Raw genomic sequence first — 16,514 nt, 5'->3', positions numbered from 1 at the left:
CGCGCGCGCCCCTCGGGTTAAGGTCGGTCGACAGCACACAGGAGGCACCCGAGTTGATCTACGGCGCGATGAAGTTCTCCATCGGAGGATCGCTCAAGCTCGCTTTCAGACCTTGGGTGGAGGGCATCGAGAACATTCCCGAGGAGGGGCCCGCGATCCTCGCGAGCAACCATCTCTCGTTCTCGGACTCGTTCTTCCTCCCCGCGGTACTGACCCGGAAGGTCACCTTCATCGCCAAGGCGGAGTACTTCACCTCGCCGGGTGTGAAGGGGCGGCTCACGGCCGCGTTCTTCAAAGGGGTCGGCCAGCTTCCGGTCGACCGCTCCGGAGCGCGCGGCGCGGGCGAGGCGGCCATCAAGAGCGGCATAGCGGTACTGGAGCGCGGCGAACTCTTCGGCATCTACCCGGAGGGCACCCGGTCGCCCGACGGCCGGCTCTACCGGGGCAAGCCCGGCGGCCTCGCGCGCGTGGCGCTCGCCACCGGCGCGCCCGTCATCCCGGTCGCCATGATCGACACGGAGAAGATCCAGCCGCCGGGCACGGTCGTGCCGAAGCTGATGCGGCCGGGGATCAGGATCGGCGAGCCGCTGGACTTCAGCCGGTACCAGGGCATGGAGGGGGACCGCTTCATCCTGCGTTCGCTGACCGACGAGGTCATGTACGAGATCATGAAGCTCTCGGGCCAGGAGTACGTCGACATCTACGCGACGGCGGCCAAGCGCAGGATCGCCGAAGAGGCGAAGACCAAGGCGAGTTGAGAACCGGTCCGGCCGGCCGGGGCCGACGGGACGGCAGCGCGCCGGGGCAGCGGGCCGGCTGCCAGGAGGACACATCGTGACACCGGGGGTGGGGGGACACGTGGCCAGACGCGGGGACGTCGTACGTATGTCGGTCGAGCAGCCGCTGTGGCGCGCGCTCACCGCGTACCGCCTGCTCACGATGGTCTACGCCGTCCTGATCTTCGCCTTCGGGCGCGACAAGTTCGAGCGCCCCTGGCTCGCCGCCGGATTCCTCGCCCTTCTCGTCGTCTGGACGGTCGTCACGCTGCCCAAGGTGGCCAACGCCGTCAGCTGCACCAAGCGTTTCCTGGGCGTCGACCTCACCATCGCGCTCGTCGGCATCCTGCTCACCCCGGTCGTGGACGTGCAGGCGCGGTACATGGACGGCCCCACCCTGCCGACCATATGGACCGCGGGCTCCGTCCTCGCCTTCGCCGTCAAGGGCGGCTGGCGCTGGGCGGCCTTCGCCTCCTCGCTCGTCGCCGTCGCCAACCTGGTCGGGCGCGGTACCCCCAGCCGCGACACGCTGCACAACGTGCTGCTGGTGTGGGTGGCGTCCATCGCGATCGGCTACATCGTCGAGGTCGCCCGCGCCTCGGAGCGCACGCTGGCGCGCGCCCTGGAGATCGAGGCCGCGACCCGCGAGCGGGAGCGCCTGGCACGCGACATCCACGACAGCGTCCTTCAGGTACTGGCGATGGTGCAGCGGCGCGGAACGGCACTCGGGGGCGAGGCGGCGGAGCTGGGCCGCATGGCCGGGGAGCAGGAGATCGCCCTGCGGACGCTGGTCTCCAGCGGACTCGTGCCGACCAGCCGCACCTCGCGGGACGGTTCACCCGGGGCGGTGGTGGGCACCGCCGACGACGCGCCCTCCTTGGAAGGCGAGGACGGCGACGCCCCCGACGAGGACCGGCGGTGGGATCTGCGTACGCTGCTGGCGCCGCTCTCCGGCTCCGCGGTGACACTCGCCGAGCCGGGCGCACCCGTCCTGCTGCCGCCCGCCGCCGCACGGGAGCTGACGGCGGCTGTCGGTGCCGCACTGGACAATGTCCGCAAGCACGCCGGAGACGGCGCGCGGTCCTGGATCCTGGTCGAGGACTCGCCGGACGAGGTGATCGTGACCGTCAGGGACGACGGCCCCGGCATCCCGGAGGGCCGGCTCGCGCAGGCCGAGGGCGAGGGGCGCCTCGGTGTCGCGCTGTCGATCCGGGGGCGGTTGCGCGAGTTGGGCGGCACGGCCGAGCTGATCTCGGTCCCCGGCCAGGGCACGGAAGTCGAGTTGAAGGTTCCACGGGGGAAGGCGGAGCGATGAGCGAGCACACGGACGGCGACGAGCGGGGCACGGACGCGGAGAGGGCCACGGAGAAGGCCACTGACGGCGCGACGCGCGTGATGGTCGTCGACGACCACCCGATGTGGCGCGACGCCGTCGCCCGCGACCTGACCGAGGCGGGGTTCGACGTCGTGGCGACGGCGGGCGACGGCCCCCAGGCGGTGCGCCGCGCGACGGCCACCACCCCCGACGTGATCGTCCTCGACCTCAACCTGCCCGGCATGCCCGGCGTCCAGGTCTGCAAGGAACTGGTCGGCAGCCTGCCCGGCCTGCGCGTGCTGGTCCTCTCGGCGAGCGGCGAGCACGCCGACGTACTCGAAGCGGTGAAGTCGGGCGCCACGGGCTATCTGCTGAAGTCGGCCAGTACGGCCGAGCTGACGGACGCGGTGCGGCGCACCGCCGTCGGCGACCCGGTCTTCACCCCCGGACTCGCCGGGCTGGTCCTCGGCGAGTACCGCAGGCTCGCCTCCGAGCCCGCCCCCGCGGCGTCGGACGAGCCCAAGGCACCTCAGCTGACCGAGCGCGAGACCGAGGTGCTGCGCCTGGTCGCCAAGGGGCTCTCGTACAAGCAGATCGCCGAGCGCCTGGTCATCTCGCACCGGACGGTGCAGAACCACGTGCAGAACACCCTCGGCAAGCTCCAGCTCCACAACCGCGTGGAGCTGGTGCGGTACGCCATCGAACGCGGCCTCGACGACGTCTGACGCGAGAGCGTTCCGTACGGCCCCGTCCGCGCCCCTCGCGCAACCACCTCCCACCGCCCTCTGGTGCTACGGAAATGACCCTGCGCACCATGCCGGGGTGACCTGTGTCACTCAGGCGTGGCTCAGGTGCGTCACCGACGGCGAAGGGAAGTGTTTCCATGCGGGTCGGAGTATTGACCGGGGGCGGCGACTGCCCAGGGCTCAATGCGGTCATTCGTGGCATCGTGCGCAAGGGCGTCACGGAGTACGGGTACGAGTTCACCGGCTTCCGGGACGGCTGGCGAGGACCGCTGGAAGGCGACACCGTACGGCTCGACATCCCCACCGTGCGAGGCATCCTGCCCCGCGGCGGCACCATCCTCGGATCCTCGCGCACCAATCCGCTCAAGGCGGCGGACGGGATCCGCCGGATCAAGGAGAACCTCGCGAGCAGCGAGGTCGACGCGCTCATCGTGATCGGCGGCGAGGACACCCTGGGCGTGGCGGCCCAGCTCTCCGACGTGCACGGCATTCCCTGTGTGGGCGTGCCCAAGACCATTGACAACGACCTTTCGGCGACCGACTACACCTTCGGATTCGACACGGCGGTCGGCATCGCGACCGAGGCGATCGACCGCCTCCACACCACGGCCGAGTCCCACATGCGCGTCCTCGTCTGCGAGGTGATGGGGCGGCACGCGGGCTGGATCGCCCTGCACTCGGGCCTGGCGGGCGGCGCGAACGTCATCCTCATCCCGGAGCAGCGCTTCGACATCGACCAGGTCTGTGCCTGGGTGACGTCGCGTTTCAAGGCCTCGTACGCGCCGATCGTCGTCATCGCCGAGGGCGCGATGCCCAAGGACGGCGAGGTGATCCTCAAGGACGGCACGCTGGACTCCTTCGGCCATGTACGGCTGTCGGGCGTCGGTGAATGGCTTGCCAAGGAGATCGAGAAGCGCACCGGCAAGGAGGCGCGGACCACGGTCCTCGGCCATGTGCAGCGCGGTGGCACACCGAGCGCCTTCGACCGCTGGCTGGCCACGCGGTTCGGGCTGCACGCGATCGACGCGGTGAAGGAGGGCGACTTCGGCAAGATGGTCGCCCTGCGCGGCACGGACATCGTGCGCGTCCCGATCTCGGAGGCGATCGCGGAGCTCAAGACCGTCCAGCCGGAGCTCTACCAAGAAGTCGGCGTCTTCTTCGGCTGACCGATCGGCGCGAAGGCGGCTCGCGGGCCGCCCGTTCCCTCGATCGCCGGACGGCTGCCATCACAGCCCGTCCGGCGATCGAGGGCCGGCCGGCGACCGGCCGTCCCCCGGCCCCGTGAACGGCCCTCCGGGTCAGCGCACCTCGCGCCGCCGCCCCGCCCCGCTGCCGCGCATCGCATCGGCGACGAGCCCGCCCACGATCTGAGGGCCGCGCAGCGTCAGCACGGACTCCGGGTGGAACTGCACCCCGGCGAAGCCCGGCCCCCGCAGCGCGTGCACCTCTCCCGCGCCGTCACGGCTCACCTCGATGCCGCGCGCCGCCAGCTCCGCCGCCCGCGCGTCGTCGCAGCGGGCGGTGAAGCTGTTGTAGAAGCCGACGGTCTCCGTCCTGCCGAAGAGTTCGATCCGGGTCTGCGCCCCCTGGTACGGCTCCCGCTTGCGCGCGGTTGGCAGGCCCAGCTCCGCCGCGATCAGCTCGTTGCCGAGGCAGACGCCCAGCAGCCCGCCCCGGTGCTCGCGCAGCAGCGCGGCGGTCAGCGCCCGCAGCGTACGCATCCGGGGGTCGACGGGGTCCGCCGGATCCCCCGGGCCGGGGCCCAGCACCACCGGTCCCCGGTGCGAAAGCACGGCCTTCTCACCGAGGCCCGGTTCGTCGTAGCGGCGTACGGTCACGTCCAGGCCGGCGGACCGCAGCAGGTGCGCGAGCATCGCCGTGAAGGTGTCCTCGCTGTCGATGACCAGCGCGTGCCCCGACAGGGACGCCGAGCGCTCCTGCATCCTCAGCCAGAACGGCGCCAGATGCGCCCGCCGCGAGTCCAGCGCGGCCCGCACCCGCAGGTCGTCGGCGAGCGACTTCTGTACAGGGGCGCCGCCCGGCCGCCCCGCGTGCACGCCCAGCGCCGCCAGCACCCCCGCCGCCTTGGCGTGGGTCTCCGCGACCTCGCCCGCCGGATCGGAGTGCCGTACGAGCGTCGCCCCGACCGGCACGCGCAGCCGGCCGCCGGCGTCGATGTCCGCGGTCCGGATCAGGATGGGGGAGTCGAGCGTCTGCGCGCCGCCCGCGTCCCGTCCCACGAGGGCCAGCGCGCCCGCGTAGTAGCCGCGCCCGGCACCGTCCCGCCCCGGCGGCTCGTACCGCGCGATGACCCGACAGGCGTTCTCCACCGGGGATCCGGTGACGGTCGCGGCGAACATCGTCTCCCGCAGCACGTCGCGGACGTCGAGCGAGCTGCGCCCGCGCAACTCGTACTCCGTGTGCGCGAGATGGGCCATCTCCTTGAGCCGCGGCCCGACGACCACCCCGCCCATGTCACCGACGGTGCACATCATCTTCAGTTCCTCGTCGACGACCATCGACAGTTCGTCGGTCTCCTTGCGGTCGCCGAGGAAGTCGAGCAGCGCCTTGGTGGTCGGCCCCCCGGGCGGATAGCGGAACGTGCCGCTGATCGGATTCATCACGACCGTGCCGCCGCTCATCCGCACATGCGCCTCGGGGCTCGCCCCGACCAGCGTCCGCCCGCCGCTCTCCCGCCCCTTCCCTCCTCCGGTGTGGACCACGAAGGTCCAGTACGCGCCCCGCTCACCGGCCAGCAGCCGCCGGAAAAGCGCCAGCGCGTCGCTCCGACCGAAACCGGGGATCCGGCCCTCGAAGGTCCGCCGGACGACGAAGTTCGCCCCCTCGCCCCGGCCGATCTCGTTCTCGACGACACGCCGGACGATGTCCGCGTACCGCTCGTCGTCGACGTCGAAGGCACCGTCCTCGACCCGGACCGGGTGGGCGGGGAGGTGCGCGAGGACGTCGGCGAGCGGCAGCTCGTACGACTCGTCCGCCACCAGCACCGACAGCGGGGTGCCGTCGTCGTGCGCCTCGAAGCCGCGCTCCCGGATCTGCCGGAACGGGATCAGGGCGAGCGAGGGGCGCTCGTCACCGGCGGGGATGTCGGCCAGCCGGCGCACCTCGCGCACGTCGCCGACGAACAGTTCCACGGTGTCGTGGTCGCGCCCCGGCGTGCGGCGGCGCAGCAGGGCGAAGGGCGGGCAGTCGTCGCGCAGGAGCCGGGCGATCAGACCGGCGGTGCCGGGGCGCGCGGTGCCGGCGCGGGCGGGGTCGGTGCGGGCGGGGTCGGTGCGCATACGGGGTGGTTCCTTCCGGAGAGGAGGAACGGCCCCGGATCCCGGTCCGTGTCGGCCGGCGGGCCGGGAAACACGGAAGGCCGCCCCTCGGGCGGCCTTGCGATTCGGTGTTGCGCGCGTGAATCAGCGGACCGCCGGATGTGCGGTCCACCACCAAGCCTGGTTCAGCTGCGTCAACATGGAGCGGATCCTAACCGACACCGCCCGCCTGCGACACGAGGGTGGACATCCGTCTCATCCACTGAGAGTCGGCGTGGACGGCTGCCCGGAACCCGTAATGTTGTCCACGTGACCGTGAACGCTGACACCCGAGCACCCGCCGCACAGGCGACCTGGCGAGACCTCCCCGCGGCGCAGCAGCCCGAGTATCCCGATGCCGAGGCCCTGCGCGCCGCCGTCGCGGAGCTGGAAAGCTATCCTCCGCTCGTCTTCGCGGGCGAGTGCGACCAACTGCGCGCCAGGATGGGCGCCGTCGCCAAGGGTGAGGCGTTCCTGCTCCAGGGAGGCGACTGCGCCGAGGCCTTCGACGGCGTGTCCGCCGAACAGATCCGCAGCAAGCTCAAGACGCTGCTCCAGATGGGCGCCGTCCTCACCTACGCGGCCTCCGTGCCGGTGGTGAAGGTCGGCAGGATCGCCGGGCAGTACTCGAAGCCGCGTTCCAAGCCCACCGAGACGCGTGACGGTGTGACGCTGCCCACCTACCGCGGTGACTCCGTCAACGGCTTCGCCTTCACCGAGGCGGCCAGGGTCCCGGACCCCGAGCGGCTTAAGCGGATGTACAACGCGTCCGCCGCGACGCTCAACCTGGTGCGCGCCTTCACCACCGGCGGTTACGCGGACCTGCGCCAGGTGCACGCCTGGAACCAGGACTTCGTGAAGTCGTCCCCGTCCGGCCAGCGTTACGAGCGTCTCGCCCGCGAGATCGACAACGCGCTGAACTTCATGAAGGCGGCGGGCACCGACCCGGCGGAGTTCCGCACGGTCGAGTTCTTCTCCTCGCACGAGGCCCTGCTGCTCGACTACGAGTCGGCGCTGACCCGAGTGGACTCGCGCACCGGCAAGCTGTACGACGTCTCGGGCCACATGGTCTGGATCGGTGAGCGCACCCGTCAACTGGACGGCGCGCACATCGAGTTCGCCTCGAAGATCGCCAACCCGATCGGTATCAAGCTCGGCCCGACGACGTCGGTCGACGACGCGCTCAGCTACGTCGACCGGCTCGACCCCGAGCGTGAGCCCGGCCGGCTGACGTTCATCGTCCGGATGGGCGCCGACAAGGTCAGGGACAAGCTTCCCGAGCTGGTCGAGAAGGTGACCGCGTCCGGCGCGACCGTGGCGTGGGTGACCGACCCGATGCACGGCAACACCTTCGAGGCGGCGTCCGGCCACAAGACCCGCCGGTTCGACGACGTGCTGGACGAGGTCAAGGGCTTCTTCGAGGTCCACAAGGGCCTGGGCACGCACCCCGGCGGCATCCACGTGGAGCTGACCGGCGAGGACGTCACCGAGTGCGTGGGCGGCGGCGACGAGATCTTCGTCGACGACCTCCACCAGCGGTACGAGACGGCCTGCGACCCCCGGCTCAACCGCAGCCAGTCGCTCGACCTGGCCTTCCTCGTCGCGGAGATGTACCGGGCGCAGTAGCGCACCGGGCCGGGCGCGGCCGGGCACGCGGAGCAGTACGAAGGAGTGGGGCGCGGATCGCGATGTGATCCGCGCCCCACCCTCGTACGGGGGCCTTTCGCGCGCACCGGGACGGCAGGTAAGGTTAGGTTTGCCTCACCGTGCCAACGGGGACGGCGCCAGCCAACGATCCCGCCGGGAGGTGAACCGCGTGTACGTCTGCTCGTGCTTCGGCATCACCGAGAAGCAGGTCCGGGACCACGCGGAGGCGGGTGCGTGCACCCCCCGCCAGATCGCCTCCGCCTCGAAAGCCGGCACGGACTGCGGTTCGTGCGTGCGCAGCATCCAGTCGATACTCGGCCGCGGCGCCTGCCCGCGCCGTGAGCTCTCCTCGCCGGCCACCGTGGGCACCTCCGCCGTGGAGACGGCCGTCGCGCAGGCGGCCGCCGTACGGGCGGTGGGCACGTCGGCGGGCCTGGAAGCCGCCTGACGCACCGGCGCCGCCCAGACCGGTCAGCTGTCGGGCTGCTCGATCAGCTGTGCGATGTACAGCGCCTCACCGAGCTTCTCGACCAGTTCGAGCTGGGTGTCGAGATAGTCGATGTGGTGCTCCTCGTCCGCGAGGATCGACTCGAAGATCTTCGCCGACGTGATGTCGCCCTTGGCGCGCATGACGTCGACCCCGCGCCGGAGCCTGTCGATCGCCTCCACCTCGATCTGCCGGTCGGCGTTGAACATCTCGGTGACCGTCTGGCCGATCCGTACATGGAAAAGCCGCTGGTAATTCGGCAGGCCCTCCAGGAAGAGAATTCGGTCGGTCAGGATCTCCGCGTGCTTCATCTCGTCGAAGGACTCGGACCGTGTGTACTTGGCGAGCTTCGTCCAGCCGAAGTTCTCCTGCATTTTGGCGTGCAGGAAGTACTGGTTGATCGCTGTCAATTCGGCGGTCAGCTGCTCATTGAGGAACTCGATGACCTCGGGGTCGCCCTGCATCGCAGAGGCTCCTTCCAACGGGGACTGGCCGGGATGCGCGCATCCTCGCACCGACGTCCGAAGGGCGTCCAGTAAGGCCGTACTTAGTAGCAGTTGCCCGAATCGGGCTGTACCTGGTCATGACCACCCTTCGTGGTCTGTCACCATGGAAGGCATGGGTCAGCCGCGGAGCCGGGAAGAACGGGAGTCGGCGCAGTCCGGGCTTCCGCCGGGGCAGCGGCTCCAGCGCGGCTGGCCTGTCACGCATTACGGTCCCGTGCCCAAGTTCAGGCCCGAGCGCTGGGAGTTCCGCGTCTTCGGCGCCACGGCCGACGGGGACAAGCGCTGCTGGAATCACGAGGAGTTCTCGGCCCTGCCGTTCTCGACGGTCGTTGCCGATCTTCATTGCGTGACAAAATTCAGCATGCTCGGGGCCGAATGGGGCGGCGTGCTCGCCCGTACGATCCTGGAACTCGCTCCGCCGGCGCCGAACGTCACCCATGTCATGGTCTGGGCCGAGTACGGCTACAGCGCGAATGTCCGTCTTGCCGATTTCACCTCGGAACGGACCGTATTCGCCACGCACAACGGGGGCGAACTCCTCACCGCCGAACACGGATTTCCACTGCGGCTCGTCGTGCCGCACCTTTATGCGTGGAAGGGCCCGAAATGGGTCCGTGGTGTGGAATACATGACCGCCGACCGCCGCGGCTTCTGGGAGGAGCGCGGCTATCACAACATCGGCGACCCCTGGAGCGAGCAGCGCTACTCCTACCAGGAAGGCCCCGGGGACGGCCCGGAGCTGTAGAGGCGTCTCGCCTACGAGTCGCGGAGCTTCTTCAGCAGGGCGACATCCGCCGCGTGGCCTTCCTTGCCGCCGGGGGTCTCGATCACCAACGGCACGCCCTCGGTCGCCGGATGCGAGAACAGCGCCCGGAACGGCGCCTCACCGATATGGCCCGCGCCGATGTTCACGTGCCGGTCCTTACGGGCGCCCGACACGTCCTTGGAGTCGTTGGCGTGGATCAGCCTGAGCCTGCCCGGACCCACCGTCTCCACCAGCCTGTCCAGCGTCCGGTGCGTCCCGTGCGGCGCGGCCAGATCGTGGCCCGCCGCGAAGACGTGGCACGTGTCGAGGCAGATGCCGAGCCGGGGATGCGCGTCGAGCGCGTCGAAGTACGGACCGAAGTCCTCGGCGAGCGAGCAGAGCGAGGAGCCCTGCCCCGCGGTCGCCTCCAGCAGCAGATACGGGTCGTCGTCGTGCGTCAGCTCGTCGAGGAGCGGCAGCATCCGCTCCCGTACCTGCGCGAGCGCCACCTCGCGCGGCCGTCCGCCGGTCGCCGAGCCCGTGTGCACGACGACGCCCCGGGCGCCGATCTCCCGGCCCCGGCGCAGGCTGTGCCGCAGGGAGTGCACCGACCTCTCCGCCGTCTCCGGTGTGTGGGAGCCGAAGTTGATCAGATACGGCGCGTGGACGTACGCGGACAGACCCTCGGCGGCGCATCGGTCCCGGAACAGCTCGTCCTGGGCCGGATTCCCGGCGGGCGTCGCCCAGCCGCGCGGATTGGCCACGAAGACCTGGACGGTCTCGGCGCCGATGTCACGCGCCCAGGCCAGCCCCACGCGGGCGAGACCGCCCGCCACCGGAACATGGCCGCCGACAAGATTGCGCGGGCGGTCGGGGAGCGTCAAGCCTCAGATCCCCTTGGTCGTGATGGTGACGGTGCTGCCCTCGGCGGCCTTCTCGCCGCCCCCGACGGACTGCTTGGCCACGGTGTCGTCCAGGAACGGGAAGCTCCGGTCGACCTCTACCTCGAAGCCCGCGGCGTTCAGTTCGCTCCTTGCCGCGTCTATCGACTTCCCCGTGACGTCCGGCACGGTGAGCATCCGGGGACCCTTGGAGATCGTCAGCGTGACGGTGTCGCCGCGGGCGAGCCTGCTGCCCTCCTTCGCGGACTGCCTGGCCACCGCTCCGGATTCCTCGGGTGAGTTGACGCGCTCGGCCGCGATCTTCACGTCGAGTCCCGCGTCTTCGAGCGAGGCGGTCGCCTCCTCCTCGGACTGGCCGGTCACATCGGGCACATGGACCGGCCTGCCCTTGCTGACGACCAGCGCCACGCCCGCGTCGGGCCGCAGCTCCGTACCCGCCTTCGGCTGGGTGCGGATGATGTCGCCCTGATCGGTCTTCTCGTCGAAGGACCGGGCGACGACGCCGGGCGCCAGCCCGACCTTCCTCAGCGTGTCCTTGGCGTCGGCCAGTGACTTGCCGGTCAGGTCCGGGACCCGCACGATCTCCGGGCCGCGGGAGATGACGAGGGTCACCGACCCGTTGCCCCGTATCCGCGCCCGGGGCTCCGGGTCGGTGCGCATGACCGTGCCGCGCTCGAACGTGTCGCTGAAGTCCTTCTCGACGCTCGCGTCGAGCCCCGCGTCACCCAGGCGCTTCTTCGCCGTCTGCTCGGTCTGCCCGAGGAGCGAGGGGACGCGGGTGAACTGGCCCGAGTTGATGTACCAGACAACGACGCCCACACCGAGCACCAGCAGCGCGGCGACCACGATCGCCAGGACGCTCCCGCGAGGCGCGGAGGCGATCCTGCCGGTGCGGCGGCGCGCGGGCGGCTGCCGCACCGGCGCCTCGGGCTCCGGCGGCGGCATGGTGAGCCGGCTGGTGCGGCGGACCTGGTCGTCTCCCCGGGAGGCCGCCGACAGATCGGCGGTACCGGAATCGTCCGGTGAGACGGGAAGCCGGACGAGGCGCGGAATCACGTCCGTACGGTCGTCGGCGCCGCCCGCGTGACCGCCCGCGGCCGCGCCGCGGGAGGCGCCGGGGGCGGCGGGCGAGGCGTCGTGGGAGCGCCCGCTCCCGCTGTCGCGGTCGTGGCCGTCCTGCGACGGCTCCGAGGCACCGGAGACCGCCCCGCCGGCGCGGCGCGCCCCGCGCTTCGTCACGGGGGCGGCCGGCGAGGTCTTCGCGGTGGCCCGCGGCGGCACCGCGTCCAGCTGGGCGTCGTCGAGCGCGGCGCGGGTGCGCCGGGTCAGCGCCAGCATCGCCACCGCGTCCTCGGGGCGGAGCTCCGGATCGCGGGCGGTGGCCGCGGCGACCAGTTCGTCCAGCCCGGCCGCCATTCCGGGCACCGCGGCGGACGGCGCGGGCACGTCCTCGTTCAGATGGAGGTAGAGCACCTGCGCGGGGGTGTCCCCGCCGTGCGGTTTGGCGCCGGTCAGCATTTCGTGCAGGACGACACCGCACGCGTACACGTCGACCCGGGTGTCGGAGGTGCCGTACTCGATCTGCTCCGGGGCGAGGTAGGAGACCGTGCCGAGGATGGTGCCGGTGGTGTTGGTGACCGATCCGACGGCCCGTACGAGCCCGAAGTCGGCGACCTTGACCCGGCCGTCGTCCCCTATCAGGACGTTCTCCGGCTTGATGTCCCGGTGGATGAAACCGGCCCGGTGGGCGGCGCCCAGCGCGGCCAGCATCGGCTCCAGGATGTCGAGGGCCGCACGCGGCTGGAGGGCGCCGCGCTCGCGCAGGACGTCCCGCAGCGTGCAGCCCTCCACGTACTCCATCGCCAGGTACACGTACGCGCCCTCGGCGCCCTGGTCGAAGACCCCGACGACGTTCGGGTGCGCGAGCCGCGCGACGGACTTGGCCTCGCGGATGAAGCGCTCCACGAACGTGGCGTCGGTCGCCAGGGCCGGGTGCATGACCTTCAGGGCGAGGACCCGGTCGAGCCGGGTGTCGACGGCCCGGTAGACCGTGGCCATGCCGCCGACGGCGATGCGCGCGTCGACGCGGTAACGGCCGTCGAGCACCTGCCCGACGAGAGGGTCCCTAAGGGTCGTGTCCACCCGCCCGAGTCTACGAGCCGCCGCCGACACTCCCGCAGCCCCGGGTCGGGCCCGACGCGCCACTGGAGCCGTCTTGTGACAGCACCCGCACCGCGCCGCGGCAATCGGCCGCCGCCCGCTTCCCCCGGAGCGCGGGGCCTCAGAAGGCCGGGCGCTCCGGGTCCAGTGCGGCCAGCCCCTCCGTGGGAGACGAGGCGTCCGCGAAGTGGCGGCGCGCGATGCGCCCCGCGCGGTGCGCCAGCCGGCCCGCCTCGACGGCGTGCCGCATCGCCTCGGCCATCAGGACGGGCTCCTGGGCGCGGGTGACCGCCGACGCCAGCATGACGGCCGCGCAGCCCAGCTCCATGGCGAGGGCGGCGTCCGAGGCCGTACCCGCCCCCGCGTCCAGGATCACCGGCACGCGCGCGTGATCGGTGATCAGCCGGAAGTTGTGCGGGTTGCGGATGCCCAGACCCGATCCGATCGGGGAGCCGAGCGGCATGACCGCCGCGCACCCCACGTCCTCCAGCTTCCTGGCGAGCACGGGATCGTCGTTCGTGTACGGCAGGACCGTGAAGCCGTCGTCCACCAATGTCTCGGCGGCGTCCAGGAGTTCGATCGGATCGGGCAGCAGCGTCCGCTCGTCGGCCACCACCTCCAGCTTGATCCAGTCGGTGCCCAGCGCCTCGCGGGCGAGCCGCGCGGTGAGGACGGCCTCGCCCGCGGTGAAGCAGCCCGCCGTGTTCGGCAGGACCCGGATGCCCAGCCGGCCGAGCACGGACAGGACGGAGCCCCGCACGTTCGGGTCCAGCCTGCGCATCGCGACGGTCGTGAGTTCGGTGCCGGAGGCGGCCAGGGACCGTTCCAGCACGTCGAGGCTGGGCGCGCCGCCCGTCCCCATGATGAGCCGGGAGTTGAGGACGGTGCCGCCTATGGTGAGCCGGTCGTCGGACATCGGGTCAGCCTCCTTGGACGGCGGTGAGGACTTCGACGCGGTCACCGTCGGACAGGGTGGTGTCGGACCAGCGCCCGCGCGGGACGACGGTCTCGTTGAGCGCGGCGGCGACGCCCGAGGGGGCGGCGGTGAGGGTCGCGACGAGGACGTCGAGGGTGACGGGGCCGGCGAGGACACGGGCCGCTCCGTTCACCGAGACGGTCAGGGACTCCGGCGCGGCGCCGGACCTGTGCGGGTTCACGGTGTCGGTCATGCGTGCTGCTCCTGACCTGCGGAGACGGCGGGGGAGGGGGCCGGCGGGCGGCCGGGCGAGAAGCGCCCGGGTGTGAAGGGCCGTGCGTCGTGCGGGAGTTCACCCGTCGTGAGTACGGTGGCCATCACCCGGCCGGTGACGGGCGTCAGGAGCACCCCGTTTCGGTGGTGCCCGGTGGCCAGGTGGAGCCCCGGCAGGGCGGTCGGTCCGAGCAGCGGCGCGTTGTCCGGCGACGTCGGACGCAGCCCGGCGCGGGTCTCGGTGAGCGGCAGTTCGGTGATGCCGGGGAGCAGTTCGTGGGCGTCGCGCAGCAGCTCGTACACGCCGCCCGCCGTCACCGTCGTGTCCCAGCCCAGCTCCTCGCTCGTCGCCCCGACGACCAGTTCGCCGTTCTCGCGCGGCACGAGGTAGATGTGGCTGCCGCGGACCTCGGCCCGCAGCGTCCGGGACAGGAACGGGGCGTACGCGCGCGGCACCGTCAGCCGCAGGACCTGGCCCTTGACGGGACGTACCGGAGGCACGACGTCGTCCGGCACCCCCGCGAGCCGCCCGCTGAGGCTGCCCCCGGCGACGACGACCTGGCCGGCGCCGAGTTCGGAGCCGCCGCTCACCGTGATCCCGGCCGCTCGGTCCCGGACCACCCGCAGGCGCTCCGCCCACGCCCGGTGGAAGACCACCCCCGCCCGCTCGCAGGCCGTCACGAGGGCGGTCGCGAGCCTGCGCGGGTCGATCTGGTGGTCCCCGTCGATCCGCAGCCCGCCGCGCACGCCGGGAGCGAGCATCGGCTCCAGCCGCCGGCACTCGCGGCCGGTGAGCCACTCCGACTCCAGACCCGACCTCCTTTGGAGGGCGTGGAGTTCACGCAGCTGCGCCCGGTCGTCGCTGTCGAGAGCGACGGCGAGCGTGCCGCAGGGGCGGTAGCCGGTGTCCCGGCCGGTGACCGACTCCAGTTCGGCGACGAAATCGGGATACAGCCGCGCCGAGGCGATGTTCAGCCCCAGCAAGGTCTGTTCGCCGTGGTCGAGTTCGCTGACGGCGGCGAGCATCCCGGCGGCGACCCGCGCGGCGCCGCCGCCCGGTTCGGGATCGACGACGGTGACGGCGAGTCCGCGCTGCGCCGCCCGCCAGGCGGTGACGAGGCCGATGATCCCGCCCCCGACGACCAGGACGTCGCTCCGGCCGGATTCCCGGTGGTGAGCGTGAGATGACCGCATGGGTGTCCAGCTCCTCCCTTCGCCGGCATGACCCGGATCAGGTTCGTACGGTCGGAGGCCGCGTCAGCCTCCCTCTCAGCCCGGTGCGTACGGGCTCCCGCGAGGTGTGAAGTCTCTTGTTCGCTACTGCCGATAAGTGCTTCACGGGTCAGGGTAACCCCCTGTCCCCGCCCCCTGTAAGGGAGTCGTCGGCCCGCCGGTTTCATAAGGTGATCGCGTGAGCGAGCAGCGGAAGCAGACGGACGAGCGGCGCACCGTCGTCGTGGGCGCGGGAATGGCGGGTGTGCAGACCGCCGTGGCACTGCGCGAACTGGGGCACGAAGGCCCCGTCACCCTCATCGGCGCCGAGCGCCACCAGCCCTACGACCGGCCCCCTCTCTCCAAGGCCGTCCTCCTCGGCGCGGCGGAGAGTTCGGCCTTCGACGTGGACTTCGACGCGCTCCGGGTGGAGCTGCGGCTGGGTCTCGAAGTGACCGGTGTCCGCCCGGCGGACCACGAGGTGGACACGGCGGCGGGACCGGTTCCGTACGACGCGCTGGTCATCGCCACCGGCGCCGAACCGATCACCCTGCCGGGCACGGACGGGGTCCCCGGTGTTCACCTTCTGCGCACCCTGGACGACGCCGCGCGGCTGCGCCCCGTCCTCGACCACAAGCACCATGTCGTCGTGGTGGGAGCGGGCTGGATCGGCGCCGAGTTCACCACCGCGGCCAGGGAGGCCGGCTGTGAGGTGACCGTCGTCGAGGCCGCGGCCCATCCGCTCGCCGGCGCCCTGCCCGCCGAGGTCGCCACTCCGATGGCCGACTGGTACGCGGAGAGCGGCGCCGAACTCCTCACCCACGCGCGCGTGGCGAGCGTCGAGCCGGGCCGGGTGGTCCTCGCCGACGGCCGCGAGCAGGCGGCGGACGCGGTGGTCGTGGGCATCGGCGCCAGACCCGCGACGGCCTGGCTGGCGGGCTCCGGCATCGCGACCGGCGCCGAGGGGGCCGTCACCGCCGACGACCGGCTGCGCGCCTCGGCGCCCGGTGTGTACGCCGTCGGGGACTGCGCCTCCTTCCCGTCGGCCCGCTACGGCGAGCGGCTGATGGTGCACCACTGGGACAACGCGCTCCAGGGGCCGCGCACGGTCGCCGCCGGCATCGCGGGGGAGTCCCACGCGCCGTACGACCCCGTGCCGTACTTCTGGTCCGAGCAGTTCGGCCGTTTCGTGCAGTACGCGGGCCACCACGCCCGGGCCGACACCCTCCTGTGGCGCGGCGACCCGGCGAGCGCCGCCTGGTCCGTCCTCTGGCTGCGGGAGGGGGCGCTGGTGGCGCTGCTCGCCGTCGGCAGACCGCGTGACCTGACGCAGGGCCGCAAACTCGTCGCGGCGGGTGCGCGGATCGACACGCGGCGGGCCGCCGACCCCGCCGTACCGCTCAAACTGACGGCTCTGTGACGGTCCCCCGCCGCTCTCCCAGGCAGGACGTACCGCTCGACGGCCCAGTCCGTGCCCGGCTCCGCTTCCGACTGTCAGTCCGGGATGGCAGG

The 16,514-nt window shown here is 71.9% G+C and carries 15 protein-coding genes and 1 riboswitch; of the genes, 8 read left to right on the top strand and 7 right to left on the bottom strand.

What is annotated here, in order from left to right:
• Positions 1–53: 53 nt before the first annotated feature.
• The 4 genes from GXP76_RS05635 to GXP76_RS05620 all read left to right on the top strand — a co-directional run bounded on the left by GXP76_RS05635 (position 54) and on the right by GXP76_RS05620 (position 4,003).
• Entirely contained in the window at positions 54–758 is a 705-nt protein-coding gene (locus GXP76_RS05635) for a 1-acyl-sn-glycerol-3-phosphate acyltransferase (RefSeq protein ID WP_242570295.1), read from the top strand.
• Positions 759–858: 100 nt separating this feature from the next.
• Positions 859–2,091, top strand: a complete 1,233-nt coding sequence (gene macS / locus GXP76_RS05630; RefSeq protein ID WP_242570294.1) for a MacS family sensor histidine kinase — start codon at positions 859–861, stop codon at positions 2,089–2,091.
• Between the two features lie 80 nt (positions 2,092–2,171).
• A complete protein-coding gene (locus GXP76_RS05625) occupies positions 2,172–2,816 on the top strand; it encodes a response regulator transcription factor (RefSeq protein WP_242570323.1) in 645 nt (214 codons plus the stop codon).
• A 158-nt stretch (positions 2,817–2,974) separates the two neighbouring features.
• Complete coding sequence (locus GXP76_RS05620; RefSeq protein ID WP_242570293.1) at positions 2,975–4,003, top strand: 6-phosphofructokinase; 1,029 nt, start codon at positions 2,975–2,977, stop codon at positions 4,001–4,003.
• Between the two features lie 132 nt (positions 4,004–4,135).
• Here GXP76_RS05620 and GXP76_RS05615 read toward each other — a convergent pair whose 3' ends face one another.
• Entirely contained in the window at positions 4,136–6,136 is a 2,001-nt protein-coding gene (locus GXP76_RS05615) for an anthranilate synthase family protein (RefSeq protein WP_242570292.1), read from the bottom strand.
• A 288-nt stretch (positions 6,137–6,424) separates the two neighbouring features.
• Here GXP76_RS05615 and GXP76_RS05610 point away from each other — a divergent pair, with 288 nt between their 5' ends.
• Together GXP76_RS05610 and GXP76_RS05605 are read left to right on the top strand one after the other, a co-directional pair.
• On the top strand, positions 6,425–7,780 hold the full coding sequence (locus GXP76_RS05610; protein ID WP_147872511.1) for a class II 3-deoxy-7-phosphoheptulonate synthase: 1,356 nt from the start codon (positions 6,425–6,427) through the stop codon (positions 7,778–7,780).
• A gap of 181 nt (positions 7,781–7,961) precedes the next feature.
• Positions 7,962–8,249 carry a bacterioferritin-associated ferredoxin gene (locus GXP76_RS05605; protein ID WP_242570291.1) on the top strand — a complete coding sequence of 96 codons (288 nt, stop codon included), beginning with the start codon at positions 7,962–7,964 and terminating at the stop codon, positions 8,247–8,249.
• 23 nt (positions 8,250–8,272) lie between these two features.
• Here GXP76_RS05605 and bfr read toward each other — a convergent pair whose 3' ends face one another.
• Positions 8,273–8,752 (bottom strand): bacterioferritin, encoded by a 480-nt coding sequence (gene bfr / locus GXP76_RS05600; RefSeq protein ID WP_147872509.1) that lies wholly within the window; start codon positions 8,750–8,752, stop codon positions 8,273–8,275.
• 154 nt (positions 8,753–8,906) lie between these two features.
• On the opposite strand from bfr, the gene GXP76_RS05595 reads away from it, so the two are divergent.
• A complete protein-coding gene (locus GXP76_RS05595; RefSeq protein ID WP_242570290.1) occupies positions 8,907–9,539 on the top strand; it encodes a sulfite oxidase-like oxidoreductase in 633 nt (210 codons plus the stop codon).
• Between the two features lie 11 nt (positions 9,540–9,550).
• Here the strand turns inward: GXP76_RS05595 and GXP76_RS05590 are convergent, their stop codons facing one another.
• The 5 genes from GXP76_RS05590 to thiO all read right to left on the bottom strand — a co-directional run bounded on the left by GXP76_RS05590 (position 9,551) and on the right by thiO (position 14,984).
• The gene (locus GXP76_RS05590; protein ID WP_242570289.1) at positions 9,551–10,423 is read right to left on the bottom strand and encodes a deoxyribonuclease IV; all 873 of its coding nucleotides are present in this window, start codon (positions 10,421–10,423) and stop codon (positions 9,551–9,553) included.
• 3 nt (positions 10,424–10,426) lie between these two features.
• Entirely contained in the window at positions 10,427–12,583 is a 2,157-nt protein-coding gene (locus GXP76_RS05585; RefSeq protein ID WP_242570288.1) for a Stk1 family PASTA domain-containing Ser/Thr kinase, read from the bottom strand.
• A gap of 139 nt (positions 12,584–12,722) precedes the next feature.
• A complete protein-coding gene (locus tag GXP76_RS05580; protein ID WP_242570287.1) occupies positions 12,723–13,517 on the bottom strand; it encodes a thiazole synthase in 795 nt (264 codons plus the stop codon).
• Positions 13,518–13,521: 4 nt separating this feature from the next.
• On the bottom strand, positions 13,522–13,770 hold the full coding sequence (thiS, locus tag GXP76_RS05575; RefSeq protein ID WP_242570286.1) for a sulfur carrier protein ThiS: 249 nt from the start codon (positions 13,768–13,770) through the stop codon (positions 13,522–13,524).
• Complete coding sequence (thiO, locus tag GXP76_RS05570; protein ID WP_242570285.1) at positions 13,767–14,984, bottom strand: glycine oxidase ThiO; 1,218 nt, start codon at positions 14,982–14,984, stop codon at positions 13,767–13,769. Before thiO ends, thiS begins: the two co-directional genes overlap by 4 nt.
• Positions 14,981–15,095, bottom strand: a riboswitch (TPP riboswitch). Its footprint overlaps the gene before it by 4 nt.
• Before the next feature lie 163 nt (positions 15,096–15,258).
• On the opposite strand from thiO, the gene GXP76_RS05565 reads away from it, so the two are divergent.
• Complete coding sequence (locus GXP76_RS05565) at positions 15,259–16,422, top strand: FAD-dependent oxidoreductase (protein WP_277993027.1); 1,164 nt, start codon at positions 15,259–15,261, stop codon at positions 16,420–16,422.
• Positions 16,423–16,514 lie beyond the last annotated feature (92 nt).

It is taken from the genome of Streptomyces sp. NP-1717, assembly GCF_022695985.1.
Lineage (GTDB): Bacteria > Actinomycetota > Actinomycetes > Streptomycetales > Streptomycetaceae > Streptomyces.
The sequence above is the reverse complement of the archived record's forward strand: the minus strand, read 5'-3'. Positions and strand labels throughout refer to the sequence as shown.